General features: G+C 69.5%; 16 protein-coding genes. 8 read left to right on the top strand and 8 right to left on the bottom strand.

Annotated features, from left to right (window positions below; translation table 11 throughout):
• Window positions 1-7: 7 nt before the first annotated feature.
• Window positions 8-1,243, top strand: coding sequence for a glutamate mutase L (locus ND450_RS37350; protein WP_253322854.1), 1,236 nt, complete (start codon window positions 8-10; stop codon window positions 1,241-1,243).
• Here the strand turns inward: ND450_RS37350 and ND450_RS37355 are convergent.
• Window positions 1,235-1,453, bottom strand: coding sequence for a helix-turn-helix transcriptional regulator (locus ND450_RS37355; protein WP_089914565.1), 219 nt, complete (start codon window positions 1,451-1,453; stop codon window positions 1,235-1,237). The genes ND450_RS37350 and ND450_RS37355 overlap by 9 nt on opposite strands.
• Complete coding sequence (locus tag ND450_RS37360) at window positions 1,453-1,932, bottom strand: DUF2975 domain-containing protein (protein WP_253322855.1); 480 nt, start codon at window positions 1,930-1,932, stop codon at window positions 1,453-1,455. Before ND450_RS37360 ends, ND450_RS37355 begins: the two co-directional genes overlap by 1 nt.
• A gap of 77 nt (window positions 1,933-2,009) precedes the next feature.
• On the opposite strand from ND450_RS37360, the gene ND450_RS37365 reads away from it, so the two are divergent.
• The gene (locus ND450_RS37365; protein ID WP_253322856.1) at window positions 2,010-2,588 is read left to right on the top strand and encodes a TetR/AcrR family transcriptional regulator; all 579 of its coding nucleotides are present in this window, start codon (window positions 2,010-2,012) and stop codon (window positions 2,586-2,588) included.
• Here the strand turns inward: ND450_RS37365 and ND450_RS37370 are convergent.
• Together ND450_RS37370 and ND450_RS37375 are read right to left on the bottom strand one after the other, a co-directional pair.
• Complete coding sequence (locus ND450_RS37370; protein ID WP_253322857.1) at window positions 2,581-3,102, bottom strand: GNAT family N-acetyltransferase; 522 nt, start codon at window positions 3,100-3,102, stop codon at window positions 2,581-2,583. The two genes, ND450_RS37365 and ND450_RS37370, sit on opposite strands and share 8 nt — an antisense overlap.
• A 22-nt stretch (window positions 3,103-3,124) precedes the next feature.
• A complete protein-coding gene (locus ND450_RS37375) occupies window positions 3,125-4,006 on the bottom strand; it encodes a cyclase family protein (RefSeq protein ID WP_253322858.1) in 882 nt (293 codons plus the stop codon).
• 126 nt (window positions 4,007-4,132) lie between these two features.
• Between ND450_RS37375 and ND450_RS37380 the strand changes: the two genes are divergently transcribed.
• Entirely contained in the window at window positions 4,133-6,079 is a 1,947-nt protein-coding gene (locus tag ND450_RS37380; RefSeq protein ID WP_253322859.1) for an ATP-binding protein, read from the top strand.
• Here ND450_RS37380 and ND450_RS37385 read toward each other — a convergent pair.
• Window positions 6,076-8,448, bottom strand: coding sequence for a hypothetical protein (locus ND450_RS37385; protein WP_253322860.1), 2,373 nt, complete (start codon window positions 8,446-8,448; stop codon window positions 6,076-6,078). The genes ND450_RS37380 and ND450_RS37385 overlap by 4 nt on opposite strands.
• A gap of 98 nt (window positions 8,449-8,546) precedes the next feature.
• On the opposite strand from ND450_RS37385, the gene ahcY reads away from it, so the two are divergent.
• From ahcY to ND450_RS37405, 4 genes are read left to right on the top strand one after another with little or no spacing between them, the layout of a single operon-like run.
• Window positions 8,547-10,010, top strand: coding sequence for an adenosylhomocysteinase (ahcY, locus tag ND450_RS37390; RefSeq protein ID WP_253322861.1), 1,464 nt, complete (start codon window positions 8,547-8,549; stop codon window positions 10,008-10,010).
• Window positions 10,011-10,060: 50 nt separating this feature from the next.
• Entirely contained in the window at window positions 10,061-10,522 is a 462-nt protein-coding gene (locus ND450_RS37395) for a hypothetical protein (protein WP_253322862.1), read from the top strand.
• A 46-nt stretch (window positions 10,523-10,568) separates the two neighbouring features.
• Window positions 10,569-11,231: a DddA-like double-stranded DNA deaminase toxin gene (locus ND450_RS37400; protein ID WP_253322863.1), complete on the top strand. Its 663-nt coding sequence runs from the start codon at window positions 10,569-10,571 to the stop codon at window positions 11,229-11,231.
• 47 nt (window positions 11,232-11,278) lie between these two features.
• Window positions 11,279-11,653, top strand: coding sequence for an Imm1 family immunity protein (locus ND450_RS37405; RefSeq protein WP_253322864.1), 375 nt, complete (start codon window positions 11,279-11,281; stop codon window positions 11,651-11,653).
• Here the strand turns inward: ND450_RS37405 and ND450_RS37410 are convergent.
• The 3 genes from ND450_RS37410 to ND450_RS37420 form a co-directional block, all read right to left on the bottom strand.
• On the bottom strand, window positions 11,646-12,011 hold the full coding sequence (locus tag ND450_RS37410; protein WP_253322865.1) for an Imm1 family immunity protein: 366 nt from the start codon (window positions 12,009-12,011) through the stop codon (window positions 11,646-11,648). The two genes, ND450_RS37405 and ND450_RS37410, sit on opposite strands and share 8 nt — an antisense overlap.
• A 103-nt stretch (window positions 12,012-12,114) precedes the next feature.
• Complete coding sequence (locus ND450_RS37415) at window positions 12,115-12,372, bottom strand: DUF397 domain-containing protein (protein WP_371927513.1); 258 nt, start codon at window positions 12,370-12,372, stop codon at window positions 12,115-12,117.
• The gene (locus ND450_RS37420; RefSeq protein ID WP_253322867.1) at window positions 12,272-13,126 is read right to left on the bottom strand and encodes a DUF5753 domain-containing protein; all 855 of its coding nucleotides are present in this window, start codon (window positions 13,124-13,126) and stop codon (window positions 12,272-12,274) included. The genes ND450_RS37415 and ND450_RS37420 overlap by 101 nt, the downstream gene beginning before the upstream one ends.
• 90 nt (window positions 13,127-13,216) lie before the next feature.
• Between ND450_RS37420 and ND450_RS37425 the strand changes: the two genes are divergently transcribed.
• Window positions 13,217-15,259 carry a TerD family protein gene (locus tag ND450_RS37425; protein WP_253322868.1) on the top strand — a complete coding sequence of 681 codons (2,043 nt, stop codon included), beginning with the start codon at window positions 13,217-13,219 and terminating at the stop codon, window positions 15,257-15,259.
• The last annotated feature ends 113 nt before the right edge of the window (window positions 15,260-15,372 follow it).

The following is a 15,372-nucleotide window of genomic DNA, read 5'->3' on the forward strand; positions in this document are numbered from 1 at the left end:
TAACCCGGTGATCCTGTGTCTCGACGTCGGTTCCACCTGGACCAAGGCCGCTCTCGTCACCCCCGAGGGCGAGCTGGTCCGGACCGGGCAGCACCCGACCACGCCGCCGGAGGTCCTCGAGGGCGTCGACGCCCTGCGTACCGAGGTCGGCGACGGCGAGATCCTCGCGTGCTCGTCCGCCGGCGGTGGGCTGAGGCTCGCGGTCGTCGGCCAGGAACGAGTCGTCAGCGCCGAGGCGGGCTACCGGGTCGCACTGAGTGCCGGTGCCAAGATCGTGCACGTCAGCGCGGGCCCGGTCGACGTCAAGGCGCTCCGCGCGGCCACCCCGGACCTGGTCCTGCTGGTCGGCGGCACGGACGGCGGCGACCAGAAGGTGCTGCTGCACAACGCGGCGAAGCTCGCCCGCGTCGCCGTGCCGATCGTGCTGGCGGGCAACGTCGAGGCCCAGCCGGAAGCGTTGCGGCTGCTGGCGAAGCGGACCGTGGTGGCCTGCCCGAACGTGCTGCCGGACGTCGGCCGGCTCGCCCCGGAACCGGCGCGCAGGGCGATACGCGAGGCGTTCCTCCAGCACGTGATCGGCGGCAAGGGGCTGTCGAAGGGGCCGCGGTTCCGGCAGCTGGTCAGGGCCGTCACGCCGGACGCCGTGCTGGCGGGCGTGTCCCGGCTCGCACACCAGGACCGTGAAGGCGCGGTGCTCGTCGTGGACGTCGGCGGCGCGACCACGGACGTGTACTCGGCGGTGTCGGCCGTGGACAGCGAAGGTCTGGAGAGGACGGTCGCGCTGCCGCCGGACCGCCGCACCGTCGAGGGTGACCTGGGCATGCGCTGGTCCGCGCCGGGAGTGGTGAAGGAGGCTCACGCGGAACGCCTCACGACCGAGGACCTGACGGCAGAGGCCGAGTTCCGCGCCGAGAACGTCGACTGGCTCGCGGACGATCCGGCCGTAGACGTGAAGCTGGCGTCGTTCGCGGCGATCCTGGCGGTCCGCAGGCACCTGCGGCAGGTCGACGGCCAGCTCGGCCCGCACGGCGCGGGGCTGCTGGTGCTGTCCGGCGGGGTCTTCCGGCACACGCCGGACATCGGGCCGATCGTCGAGGCGCTGCGCACCGACCCCGTGCTGCGACCGGTGCTCAGGACGGCGGAGATCACCGTCGACCGAGACTACGTGCTGGCACCGGTGGGGTTGCTCGCCGAGTCGGGGCGGCTCGAAGCCGCCGACCGACTGGCGAAGAACCTAGGCTGACTCCTCGTCCTCGACGAATTCGAGGAGGTCGCCGGGCTGGCACTCCAGCACCCGGCACATGGCTTCGAGCGTGCTGAACCGGACGGCCTTCGCGCGGCCGTTCTTCAGCACCGCGACGTTCGCGGGCGTCAGCCCCACCTTCTCCGCGAACTCGCCGACGCTCATCTTGCGCTTGGCCAGTTCGACGTCGATGCGCACGACGATCGCCATCAGATCACCGCTTCCATGTCGGAGCGGAGTTCCGTGGCGCGCTTGAGCAGCGCCCGCATCACGACCATCACGAGCCCGATCACGCTGACGGCCGAGGTGAACAGGAAGAACAGCACGATCACGCCGGGGTCGTCGGCGTTGAACCCGACCCAGAGGAACACCCCGATGAGCACGACCCACGCCGCGGCTATCGCCCAGACCATCACGTTCACCCACTTGATCGAAGCCTCGGTGAAGATCAGATCCTTGCGCACCAACGTGAGCAGCTTCCAGGTGGCCACGATCACCACCTGCACGCACACCACCCAGAACGCCGACACGATCGTCGAGGGCCACCGCAGGTAGGCCTCCTCCGGGTTCTGCTGCGCCATGTACGCGTACTGGCCGGGCAGGGAGAGCGTCTCCAGCATGACGAGGACGGCGAACAGTGCCACCAGGAACACCCGCAGAGCCGTCACGGCCCAACGTTCAGCAATCATGCATCGAGTATCGGTAGTGATCTATCGAAAGTCAATCGGTAGTGATCGTGTCGCAACAGGTCTCTAGAGTGAGCGGCGTGGGACTGCGTGAGCGCAAGAAGGCCGAGACCCGAGCGGCACTGGCCGCCGCCGCGCTGGGGCTCGCCCTGGAGAAGGGCGTGGACGAGGTGAGGGTCGACGAGATCGCCGAGGCGGCGAACGTCTCACCGCGCACCTACAACAACTACTTCCCGAGCCGCGAGCACGCGATCGTCGCCGGCATCACGGCGTCCAGGGCGCTGAAGGTCGCCGAAGCGTTGCGGGACAGGCCATCCGGCGAAGAGCTGGTCGACTCGATCATCGCGGCGTTCACCGAGCAGTACCGCGAACCGCCGACCGAGGCGCTCGCGCTGATCACCTCGGCCCCGGCGCTGCGCCAGGCCTACCTGGACTCGGTCGCCTCGATCGAACCGCCGATCGCCGACGTGATCGCGGAAAGGCTCGGCAAGTCCCGCGAAGCCGCCGAAGTGCTGGCCGCCGCGGTGAGCGCGGCGGCACGGCTGGCCGTCGAGCGGTGGGTGAACCACCGCCCGTCCGGACTGGTCGTGGTCTCGACGGCGTCGGTCGAGGACCACCTGCGCGAGGCGATCGGCCACCTCGCACCCGCGCTCAGGTGAGCTCGTCCTTCAGCACGCACATCAGCAACGAGTCGTACCACTCGCCGTCGCGGAAGAACGACTGCCGGTACCGCCCGTCGACCTGGAAGCCGACCTTCTGGTAGGACTTGATCGCGCGCTCGTTCGCTTCCACCACACCGAGTTGGATCGAGTGCAGCCGCATCGTGTCGAACCCGTACCGGCACATCGTGCGCAACGCGTCGGTGCCGTACCCGCCGCCCCAGTGGTCCTTCTCGCCGATGTAGATGTCGACCTCGGCGCGCGCGTTGATCGGGTCGGCGTCGCGCAGCGCGACGATCCCGATCAGCTTGCCCTCCAGCGTCTCGATGCAGAGGGTGACCTTCTCGTAGGTGTTCTCCTGGCGGTCGCCGATGCGCTTGCGGGTCCCGGCCAGCGACGTGTGGAAGTAGCTCTGCAGCCACCGCATCACCTCGTCGTCGTTGTGCCAGCGGTGCAGGGAGTCGGCGTCCTCCGGCTCGACGGGACGCAGGCGGACGAGATCACCGGTCAGCATGACCGGGACAGTAGGAGCCGGATCAGAAGACGGCCAGCGGATTCACGGGCAGACCCGTGGTGCCGAGGATGCGGGGGACCGCCGCCACGAACAGGAACGTGTGCCGGCCCTGCTCCGCGCAGACCGCGGCGAGCTCCTCGGCCTGCGCTCCGTCGACGAGCAGGAGGCCGAGGCGCAGGAGCCCCAGCCGGTGCAGCGCACCGGGGACGTCGTCCTCGACCGGCGGCGACGCGTCGCCGATGTCCCCGGCGTAGAGGGAGATCCCGTGGTCGTGCATCCACCGGACCGCGCCCGAGGTCATCCCCGGCAGCGGCCGGCCGTCGTCGCGCACCCGGTCCCAACCGGCCCGCACGACCAGGGCGTCACCGGACTCGACCACCACGTCCACGCGCTTCGCCGCGGCGTCCAGGTCGTCCGCGGTGACCGCGTGCCCGTCGGGCAGCATGCCGCCGGGCGCCAGGTCGAGCAGCACGCCCCTGGTCACGATCCCGCCGGCGAACACGTCCGCGGCGCCGTGGACGACACCCGTGGGCCCGGAGCTCGCGGCCTGCGCGATCCCGGGGTAGACCTGCCCGTCCACGACCATGTGCGACAACGCGTCCAGGTGCGTGACCTCGGGGTGGTGCGTCGTCACGAGCATCAGCTCGGCCATCGCGATCGGCGAGGCGCCGGTGAACGACATGATCGTCTGCACGGCCGTGGTGTTCGCCCGCAGCGCGGCCATCGGCCCGCCCATCAGCGGCAGGGTCGGGGTCTTGCGGGCCAGCGAGACCGACAGTCCCGTGCGCACCTCGGCGGCACCGCGGGCGCGGGCCTCCGCGGTGATCAGGTTGACGGTGCCGAGCTGGTCCGCGTCGCCCCAGCGCCCCCAGTTGCTCGGGAACTCGGCAGGGCTCTGGTCCATGATGACGTCCTCCAGGGGTGGGGTGTTCCACCAAGATCGTCACCGTCCCGCCGCACCACCGACAGCCCGTGCGGGTGCCCATCCGGTGCCCGATCCGCTGGGCAGGATTTGGTTACTGTCGGGTGCATGCCCTCACTCGGACACACCTTGCGCGAGCTGCGGCGGTGGTCTTTCACGGGTCGCGACGAGGAGGTCGCGGTGTTCCGGGAGGCCCTGGGCGGCACCGGAGTGCTCTTCGTGCACGGACCGGGCGGGGTGGGCAAGAGCGCGTTGCTCGACGTGTTCGCCGGCATCGCCGCCGAGAAGGGTCTTGACCCGGTCCGGGTCGACGCGCGCCACCTGACACTCGGGCGGGAGGCGTTGCCCGTCCCCGCCGAGGACGCGCCGGCGGTCCTGTTCCTCGACACGTACGAACTGCTCGAACCGGTCGACGACTGGGTCCGCGAGCAGTACCTGCCGTCGCTCCCGGAGTCGTGCCTGGTGGTGATCGCCGGTCGCCGGGGCCCGGGACCGCGGTGGCGGGCCGACCCGGCGTGGCGGGCGGTGATGCGGGTTCTCGCGCTCGGCAACCTGTCCGAACAGGACGGACGCGCCTACCTGAACGCCCAGGACGTTCCCGCGGAGGCGCACGACCGGTTGCTGAAGGGCAGCAGCGGTCACCCCCTCACGCTGTCGATGATGGTCGACGCCGTGCGCCGCGGGATCACGCCGCACACCCTCGCGGACCTGCCCGACCTGGGGGCGTTGCTGACGCACCTGATCGGTGAGGTCCCGAGCGCCCGCCACCGCACGGCACTGGAGGTGTGCGCGCTGCTGCTCGTCACGACCGAGGAACTGCTGCGGTCGATGACCGGCGACGACGCCGACGACGTGTTCGCGTGGCTGCGGGCGCAGGTGTTCGTCGACGAGTCCCCGTACGGACTGCACCCGCACGACGTGGTCCGCGACGCGCTGGTCGCCGACCTGCGCTGGCGCGACCCCGGCCGGTACGCCGACCTGTACCGCCGCAAGCTCGACGTGTTCCAGGCCCAGGTCCGGGCCACGGCGGCGGAACGGGAACAGCTCGACCTGATGGTGCGGACCGTCGCGCTGAACGGCGCCCGGTCCCCGTTCCCCGCGCTGGCGTCGCTGCCGCCGACGATGCGCGCGTACGCCGACGGCCTGCGCGATGCCGACCGTGCGGCGATCGTCGCCATGACCGAGCGCTGGCAGGGGCCTGAGCAGGCCGGGCTGGTGGCGCACTGGATGAGGCGACGGCCAGAGGACTTCCGCGTGTTCCGCACCGAGTCCGGCGAACCGCGGGGGTTCGGCGCCTACCTGGACCTGGCAGAGGCCGACCTGAGCGTGGACCCCGGCACCGACGCGATGTGGGAGCACGCCACGAGGAACGGGCCGCCGCGTGCCGGCGACCGGGTGCGCGCCTGGCGCTTCTTCCTCGACCGCGACCACGGGCAGCGCCCGTCCCCGTCGCTGACGCTGTTCGTCGCCTGGCAGATGCTGGAGATCGTCCTGATCGGCGACGACACGGCGTGGAGCTTCGTGGGGGCGTTCGGCGACGACGAACTGTGGGCGCCCGCCATGGAGTCCCTCGGGTTCCGGGCGGTCTGCACCTACGACGTCGGCGAGGCGCGGTTCCCTGTGTTCGCACACGACTGGCGCCGGTCCGGGGTCGCGGAGTACGCGGAGCGGCTGCACGCCCACCAGACCGGCCGGCCGGTGCTCGACGAGGTGCCGCTGTCCGAACCGGAGTTCACGCAGGCCGTCCGCGACGCCCTGCGCACCCTGCACGCGCCGGAACTCCTCCGGGAGAACCCGCTGCTGGGGTCCCGGATGGTCCGGCGGGCCGCAAGCGAGCCCACCGAGGCCCTGCGGGAACTGCTCACCGACGCCGCCGCCGCGCTGAAGCCCGACCTCACCACGTTGATCGACCGGACGTTCCTGCACCCGGCCGGCGCCCAGGAACGCGTCGCGGCCTCGCTGCACCTGTCGTTCAACACCTACCGGAGGCACCGGGACAAGGCGGTCGCGCAGCTCGCGGAGTCGTTGTGGGAGCGGGAGACCGGCCGCCGCTAGAACTTGCGCGCGAACGGCAGCGCCGGCGACTCCGGCGCGTCCACCTGCAGCAACCCGGCCGCGATCGCCACGGCCCTGTCCCACTCCGGGTCCGACGTGTAGTCCGCGTGCCCCGACACCCCCGACCGCCACCGCCGTCCGGGGAACGGCCCCCGCTGCGGGTCCGGCAGCCAGTGGTCGCCACCCAGCACCAACGCGCCCGTCGGCCCGCGCAACGCCGGTGCGAGCGCGCCCTCCGAGCCGTCCTCGCGGTAGCCGACGCCGAGCAACATCCCGTCGAACACCTGCCGCCGCCACGTCATCACCGCGCCGCCCAACGGGTCCGTGCCCCGGCACAACGCGCGCCAGCGCCCGTCGAGCCCACCGGAGAGCCGGGCCAGCGACGCGTGCGGCACCACCGCCGGGAACGCCCGCGGGTACGCCCACTGCAGCTGCGACCCGGCCGTGACCAGCCCGATCCGTTCGCGGTCGTGCTCGGGCAGGTCCTCCAGCAACCGGGCGGCGGCCACGGCGACCAGCAAAGATCCCTGCGAGTGTCCACAGAGGACGACCCGCGTGCCGGGGTCGCGCAGGTGGTCCTCGACCCGCGCGACGAGCTCCGGCACGACCTTCAGCGCGTAGCAGGGTGGCACGATCGGGTGAGCTTCCCGCGGCCAGAACTGGGCGATGTCCGCGATGATCCCCAGCCGCCGCCCGGACTCCGGCTGCCGCGCCGCCAGGTACACGGCCCGAAGCAGTGACACGGCCAGCAAACCCAGCACGAACACGCCGAAGGCCGAGAACGGCGCCGTCCACGACGCCAGCGGCACGTTCTGCACGCGGAGCACAGAAGCCAGCACGGCACCGAGCACCAGCACGACGGCGACGATCATGATCATGCGATGGCCGTGGTTGCGTTCCCAGCGCGCCCACCACCACGCACGCGTCGCGGTGCGCAGGTCGCGCATCCGTCCGGAGTGCAGCAACGACGCCTCACGCGCCCACACCTTGCCCTTGCGGAACGCCCGCCACCGCACGGCACCGGTGAACGATGCCACCGCAAGCGTGCTGAGCAGCGCCAGCACACCCGCCACACCCCACAACAGGGTGATGTAGTTGTAGCCGACCGGCAGCTGGAGCCCCGATCCCAGCGCCTTGCGCACCGGCAACGCCACCCCGGCACCGAACCCGCCGCCGAGCAGCCCGGCGATCGCCAGCACCGGCGCCGCGAACCAGCCACCCGCCCACGGCCGCAGCTCCCGTGGCAGTGCCTTCCACGACCCGCGTGCCAGCAACGCGGCGGGGACCAGCATCAGCCCGAACAGCACCAGCACGAACGCCATCAGCAACGCCACGACCTGCACCGACACGTCCGCGCCGGGCACCCGCAACGGCAGCTGCTCCTGCAGCCCCAGCGTCGTGAGCACGAGAAGAACCGAGAGCACCAACAACACTCGCCGTGGCTTACGGCCCAAAGCCGCGCGCAACCACCGTCCGCCACGATGAGGCGCACCGCCCGTGGGATCGTCCAGCAGCAGCACGCCGAGCACGGACACACCGAGCAGGACGAGGGACGCGGTCCACGCCACGCCGATCGCGACCCCCATGCCGCCGGTGGCCGTGAGCTGCTTCAACGGCCCGCCGAGCGCGATCAGCGCCGTCATCGCGAGCGCCGCCACGACGTGCAACGACCGCAGCGCCGGCGTGTCCGGGTCCGTCGCCACGTGCGCGCCGGGCAGTCCGGAGGCGGGCTGCTTCTCCTGCTCCTCGGCCTCCGCGATCTCCCGGCGCTCGATCCGCCACTCGACGTGCGAGATGCGCCGCATCACCCCGACCACCACGAGGATCGGCAGCAGCCCCAGGAACGTCCGGAACCAGGGGAAGGTGCGCACGTCGGCCGGAATGCTGGTCAAGCAGGCGGTACCGGGACGCAGGCACTGCGCGGCGAGCAGGTCCAGGCTGACCACCGAGATCTGCGCGACCAGCAGCGCCGTCAACAGCAGCGCGAACACCCGCAGCAGCGACCGCAGGCCGATGCCGAGCAGGTGGGCGGGCAGGTTGCGCTCCGGAACGGGCGGCAGCATCCAGTGCGCGACGTTCGCGATGCTGAACGGGAAGAGCAGCGCCCACGTGGCCTTCGCCACACCTCCGGACGTCATCCCGCCCCACAGGTACCCCTCGACCGTGCGGGGGATGGGACGGCCCTCGGTCTGCAACACTGGTCCGGGGGCGGGCCTGCGGAGTCTGTCCGCGGGACGCACGATGCGCCCGAGTCCGTCCCCCGCAACGTCCACGGCCGCAACGGCGTCGACGAGCGTCTGCGGCGTCGTTCCTTGGACGCCGTGCACGCGCAGCTCGACGACACGTGTGTCCGGGCCGGCAATCAACACCCGAGACCTCCCTCACCCGACGTGGGGGCCATAGTGGTGCATCAGAGGGCGGTATGGTCGGACGACACCCTCTCTGAAGTGCCTTGGAGGACTTCGCAATGACCGCGGACCGGTTGCAGACCCGCAACGGCATCGACTTCGCAGTGGCCGACCTGTCGCTCCACGAGTTCGGTCGCAAGGAGATCCGTCTGGCCGAGCACGAGATGCCCGGCCTCATGGCGTTCCGCCGCGAGTACTCCGGGGTGTACCCGCTCAAGGGCGCCCGCATCTCCGGCTCGCTGCACATGACGATCCAGACGGCCGTTCTCATCGAGACCCTGGTCGACCTGGGCGCGGAGGTGCGCTGGGCCTCCTGCAACATCTTCTCGACGCAGGACCACGCGGCCGCGGCCGTCGTCGTCGGCCCCCACGGCACGGAGGAGGAGCCCAAGGGCGTCGCCTGCTTCGCGTGGAAGGGCGAGACCCTGCCGGAGTACTGGTGGACGGCCGAGCAGATGCTCACCTGGCCGGACGGCAAGGGCCCGAACATGATCCTGGACGACGGTGGCGACGCCACCCTGCTCGTCCACAAGGGCGTCCAGTACGAGGCGGCCGGTGTCGTCCCGCAGGCCGACGAGAACGACTCGGAAGAGTGGAAGATCGTCCTCGACACGCTGCGCGCGTCCCTCGAGAAGGACGGCAAGAAGTGGACGAACATCGCCGAGGGCATCCGCGGCGTCACCGAGGAGACCACGACGGGCGTCATGCGCCTGTACCAGCTGGCCGCCGCCGGTGAGCTGCTCTTCCCGGCCATCAACGTCAACGACGCCGTCACCAAGTCGAAGTTCGACAACCGCTACGGCATCCGCCACTCGCTGGTCGACGGCCTCAACCGCGGCACCGACGTCCTGATCGGCGGCAAGGTCGCCGTCGTCTGCGGCTACGGCGACGTCGGCAAGGGCTCCGCGGAGTCGCTGCGCGCCCAGGGCGCCCGCGTCATCGTCACCGAGATCGACCCGATCTGCGCCCTGCAGGCCGCCATGGACGGCTACCAGGTCGCGAAGCTGGAGACGGTCCTCCCGATCGCCGACATCGTCATCACGACGACCGGCAACAAGGACGTCGTCACCGTCGAGCACATGGCCCAGATGAAGCACCAGGCGATCCTGGGCAACGTCGGCCACTTCGACAACGAGCTCGACATGGCCGGCCTGCAGCGCTACCCCGGCATCCGCAAGAACAACATCAAGCCGCAGGTCGACGAGTGGATCTTCCCGTCGGGCCGCACGATCATCGTGCTGTCCGAGGGCCGCCTGATGAACCTGGGCAACGCCACGGGCCACCCGTCGTTCGTGATGTCGAACTCCTTCTCCAACCAGGTGATCGCGCAGATCGAGCTGTTCACCAAGTTCAAGGAGTACGACAACGAGGTCTACCGCCTCCCGAAGGTGCTCGACGAGAAGGTCGCGCGCATCCACCTCGAGGCGCTCGGCGGCGAGCTGACCAAGCTCACCAAGGAGCAGGCCGAGTACATCGACGTCGACGTCGAGGGCCCGTTCAAGCCGGAGCACTACCGCTACTGAGCGCGCTTTGACAGGGGCCTCCCGCACACGCTGCGGGAGGCCCCTGTTTCATGTCCGTCGTGGGATTCTTCGGCACCTATGCCTACGAGCACGGCCAGTGGAAGACGTTGTCCGAGGGCGAACTGCCGCCCCTGGCGGAGCCGTCGCTGTGGATCGACATCCACGACAGCGACATCACCTCGGTCGTCTACACCCCGGCCGGACCGGGCACGGGCGTCGCCTACCTGGGCCTGACGCCGCGCACCTACTTCGAGAACCCGAACGCGTCCGACCCGACCGACACGTTGCGCGAGGCGGCGGGGTTGGCCGCGTGGTGGGCCGAGGTGCACGGCGGCGGGGACGTACCGGCCAAGCAGGCCGAGTTGCTCGCCTACCTCGCCGAGGACGAGGACCCCGAGGACTTCGCGCTGGACGAGGCCGAGGACATCGATGAGGAAGCGGTGTTCGTCGAGGTCAAGACGCGGCGGTTCCTGACGGCGCTGGACCTGCCGCTGCCGGAGGGCCTCAGCTGACCGCCCAACCGAGGTGGGGGGAGGGCGCTTGGCGACGCTCGGGGACGTGATCGCAGCGCTGCGGGCCAGCGTTGAGCGACTGCCGTTCACCGAACTGGCTGACGCGCTCGACGCTGTCGAGGAGGCCCGCAGTCTCATCGAGCAGGTCGCGACAGGAAGCGGCGACGCCGAGTTCGAGCAGGTCCTCGGATGGTTCAGGCAGGTCGTGGATGGAATCGACGAGCTGCAACGCAAGCTGTCCATGATTCACACCAGCGTGACAGATGTGGCCAACCGCCTGGAGAACAGCGGCGACACGAGCGCGCCACTGCTTCCCCCGCCGCCGCGGCACGTCGCGCTGCTGGCCAGGCTGCCGACTCGAGAAGGCGGCAAGACCTCGGGGATCTGGGTCGACGAGAACGGTGTTGAACATGACATCGTCAGTGGAGAACATGACTGGCAGCAGGCCCGCACTGTGTTGACAGAGCTGGGAATCGGCCCTGCTCGCGGCACGCTTTGGGCGGCATCCCACGTCGAGGTGAAGCTCGCCGCCGCGCTCCGCGGGCTGGCTGCGAAGAGCGTTACGCTCGCCGTCAACAACGCGCCCTGCGACACCGGTCGGTGGTCGTGCGACCGCCTGCTGCCGAGGATTCTCAAGCCGGGTCAGACCGTGACTGTTCACTGGCCAGGCGGCAAGCAGACTTACCGAGGAAAGGAAGCCCGAGGATGAGCTTCGTCTTGGAGGCTTCGTACAGGCACGGCAGGGATGTCACCCTCATGCGGACCGACGACGACATCGACGGCTTTGTGGCCGAGCTGCTGAACGCAGGACCGGACTACCAGTCCGCGACGGTCTACGCCGTGGACGAGACCGCCGACGATGACCCGGAGCACGAGCTGGTGGTCGGCGTCGATCAGGGCACTTCACTCGGTGCTGTCCGCTACGCCGGTGACGACGGCGAGTGGTTCAGCAAGGGCGAGCGAGTCAACCCGAACGGTGTGCGATACCTGTATTTCGGTACGGCGCACGAGTTCCCGGCTGACTCCGAAGTGCCGCTCGACCTGGTCCGGCAGGCACTGCGTGAGCTGCTGGCCAAGGAGGGATCGCGGCCCGAGGGCTTGTCATGGCAGGCGGCGACCGAGCTCAGCTGACCTCGACGAGGTTCGGGAAGCCGACGGGAACCAGCCCACCGTGATCGAGGTAGGCCGACAGCACCGATCGGACGATCTCCGGAGGAACTTCGTAGTTCGCGGGAATCAGCGTTTCGTGGCCTTGGAAGTCGTAGACCAGTTCTCCGGTCGTGTCCGGATCGCCCTGTGTCACCCGCAGATCTTCCGCGCCGCTGATCCGGACGTACCCTCGATCGGCGCCGATACCGGCGTTGACGGCGGGGAAGCCGTAGGGGTCCTCGGCGATGGAGACCTCGATCAGCGACGGGCAGGGCTGGGCAGCGGACTCCGCGCTCACCCGATCGATGAAGGCCGACAACTCGTCCTGTGTCGCCAACACAATGGCAGGATCACCGGGGACCGCGGTCGTCGTCCGGCTTCTGGTCGTACCAGATCTCCAGCGTTGCCACGGCGGCGGCCGTTCCCTCGCGCTTCCACGTCGTCTAACAGTGAAGTGCCTCGACGAACTTCTGCCAGGCGGCAGTGCTGAATCCCAGCTCGGGGCCTGCGGTGTTCTTCGAGTCGCGGACGCGCACAGCCCGGGTGAACGCCACCTCAACGCAGTCGCTTTCGACGGAATCGCCACCGCTGTAGCTGCTCTTACGCCAAGTACAGTCTCCGGCCACTGAGGTCCTCCCGCGATCGGCTGGCGAGGTCCGCCACCATCGACCGCGATTGTTCCTCATCCAGCGCGAGGGCATCCAGCCGCGCGAAGATCGACTTGCAGCGCTTGACGCCCAGGTCGTCCTGCACGAACACCATCGCGAGGTCGGACTCCGTGAAGGCCACGTCGCTGCGCTTCTCGTACTCCCACAGCACGTAATGGGCCAGGAGCACACCCGCCGGACCGCTCGCCGCAGGCACGACCCGGATGGCGTGGGTGTGGAAGAGCAACCTCATGAGCTGGTCTTCCATGACCTCGTCGCTGCCCACCTTGAGCCGCAGCGCGTTCTCGTGGACGAAGAAGGTGCACGCCGGGCGGTTGTGTCCTCGCATGATCGACTGCCGTTCCATCCGGAACCGAATCGCGGCCTCGATCAGGTCCGGCGTGAGAACACCCCGTGCCTCGTACAGCGCTCGCGCGTACTCCTCCGACTGCAGCAGACCCGGAATGTTCGTCAGGTCGTAGGTGGTGATCTTGTCTGCCACCGACTCGGCCATGGCCATCGTGCGCAGGTTGGTCGGCACCTGCACGAAGTACAGGTTGAACGCGGACCGGTACCGCTCCAGGAAGTCCGTGATGAACGCTTGGCTCCGCCCGCAGCGCCCCAGGTACTGGATGATGTCGATCTCGGTGGCCCGCACCTTGCCGTGCTCGATGTTGGAGACCTTGCCGGGGTCCCACCCGAGCGTTTTGGCGATCTTCCTCGCGCGGAAGGTCGTGAACCGCTCGCGCACCTGGCGCAACTCGTCGCCCAGGTCACGGCTGTAAGGGGTGGAGGGATCGCCGTTCATGCCATTCGACGTTAGGCGATGGAGAACGAACAACATCGTGCCCGAACGGGTGGAATCGAACTCGGTTGACGTGCGGGTTTTACTGTCGGGGTGCGGACGACCATCATCAAGAAGACCCTGCGCGTGCCCACCTCCGACGGCGCGCCGGGTGACGGTGCCGTCCTCGCGCGCCAGTTGGACGCCGCGCTGATCAGTTCCGGCTTCAAGGCGAGCCGTGACCTGCTCGAACACGTCTCCGGACTCGCTGACGCCGAGGGGTTCGCCGCCGAGGTCGTCAGGGCGGTCAAGGAGCTGATCGGGGCGCGCGGGCAGCACAACCCGTACTTCAAGGAGTTCCCGCACAACGTGCCGGGCACGCTCACGTTCTGGTGGGAGTGCGTGCGCGACGCGCTGGAGCAGGGCGTCGAGCCCACCGGCAACCTTCTCGACCTGCCCAAGTACGGCCGGGTCCAGCACTCCTACGAGGAAATGCTGGATGCGCACGACGAACTGATCCCGTCGCTCAAGGACCGCGTCACGGTCGTGCACCTCGGGGGCACGCTCGACGACGAGGTCCAGCGGCTGTTCGAGGAGTTCGCCACGAGCCCGATCCCGTTGGCGGAGAACGACAGGGCGTTGCTGGGTGAACTGGCGGTGCTGGCGGCCGACGGCGAGTTCGACGTGCCGGTCAGGGAGAACCGCGCGATCATCAACGCGGTCCGGCTGGTGGCGCAGAAGCCGTTGCGGGACATCGACACCGTCACCGACGTGCTGCGGCTCGCGGCCGAGGCGTCCGGGGGAGACGTCACGCTGAAGGAGCCGACGCGGTTCCGGTCGTTCCGCCGGCCTGAGCGCAGGGCGTTGCTGGGTGCGCTGAACGAGGTGGCGGAGAGCAAACTCGGGGACGTCAACGCCCACCGCGAGGCGTGGAAGCGGCTCGGCGAGCGGTTGCACCCGCACGAGTACTCGTTCGACCGTGCGCAGGACGTCTTCGCGGTGGCGCGCAGGGAGAAGGTCGCGCGGTCGTTCGCAGGGCAGGTCGAGATGGCGTTCGCGGAGGGTGACACCGGGCGTGCGGTCCGGATTCTCGCCAACGCGCCGGGCCTGTTGCTGCGGCAGGTCGACCGGTTGCTCCGCAACGGTGCCGAGGACCTGGCCACGCACGTCGCGGCTGCGGTGCCCGAGGTGTCGAGCCGCGTGCTCGTCTCCGTGCTGGAGCACCTGGAGAACCGCACGACGCCGGACACGGCCCGAGTCTTCGCGACCCGTGCGCGCAGGGTGTGGATCGCCGACGACGACCGCGAGCCGCTCGCCCCGGAGGCTGTCGACCCGATCGTCGCGGTGGTCGAGGACGAGCTGGTCAGGCGGCTGCCGGAGTACTCCGAACTCGTCGTCGACGACGAGGTGCTCGACGTCGTGGTGCCGCTCACCGGGGTCGAGGAGGGTTTCGGCGTGCTCCCGCGCGGGTCGAAGCTCTCGTTCGACGGCGACGTGCTGCGGTTCTTCGTGCACTGGAGGCAGCACGCGAAGCGGACCGACTACGACCTGTCCGCCGTGCTCCTCGACGAGAACTTTCGGTACAAGGGCCAGGTGTCGTGGACGCAGCTGAAGGACGTCGGCGTCGTCCACTCGGGTGACGTCACGGACGCCTCGAACGGTGCGACGGAGTTCATCGACGTGCAGCGGATCAAGTCGACCGCGAAGTACGTCGTGCCGCAGGTGAACGTGTACTCGGGCGAGGGGTTCGACGACGTCGCCGAGTCGATGTTCGGGTTCATGAGCCGTGACCTCGACCAGATGGGCAAGCCGTTCGAGCCGAGCACGGTTCGCGCGCGTTCTTCCATGCGGGGCAAGGGAAAGGTCGCGCTGCCGGTGATGTTCGAGCGCGAGGGTGACACCTGGTCCGGCACCTGGCTGCACCTCTACCTGCGCGGCTCGTCGTGGGGGAACCGGGTCGAGGAGAACCGCGACGTCGTCAAGCTGATCGCCGCGACGGCGTTGCGGCGCAAGTACTTCACCGTGACGAGGCTGCGAGACCTGTTCGCCCGCAAGAAGTCCACAGAGGACGCACCGGCGATTCGCGTTGGACTGGCGCAGGATGAGACCGGAACCGTCACCACGGTGTCAGAACTCGGGAAACTGCTGTCGGACTGACCAGGATCGCTGCTAACGTGGTCGACGCGAGGCCATGAGAGGGCTTCCTCCTAAATCCGGAACCGGAATGCTCTTCGGAGCGCCGGTCTCTAGCCCCCTCGCTCTCCTCGCGC

The organism is Lentzea sp. HUAS12 (genome assembly GCF_024125735.1).
Classification (GTDB): domain Bacteria; phylum Actinomycetota; class Actinomycetes; order Mycobacteriales; family Pseudonocardiaceae; genus Lentzea; species Lentzea albida.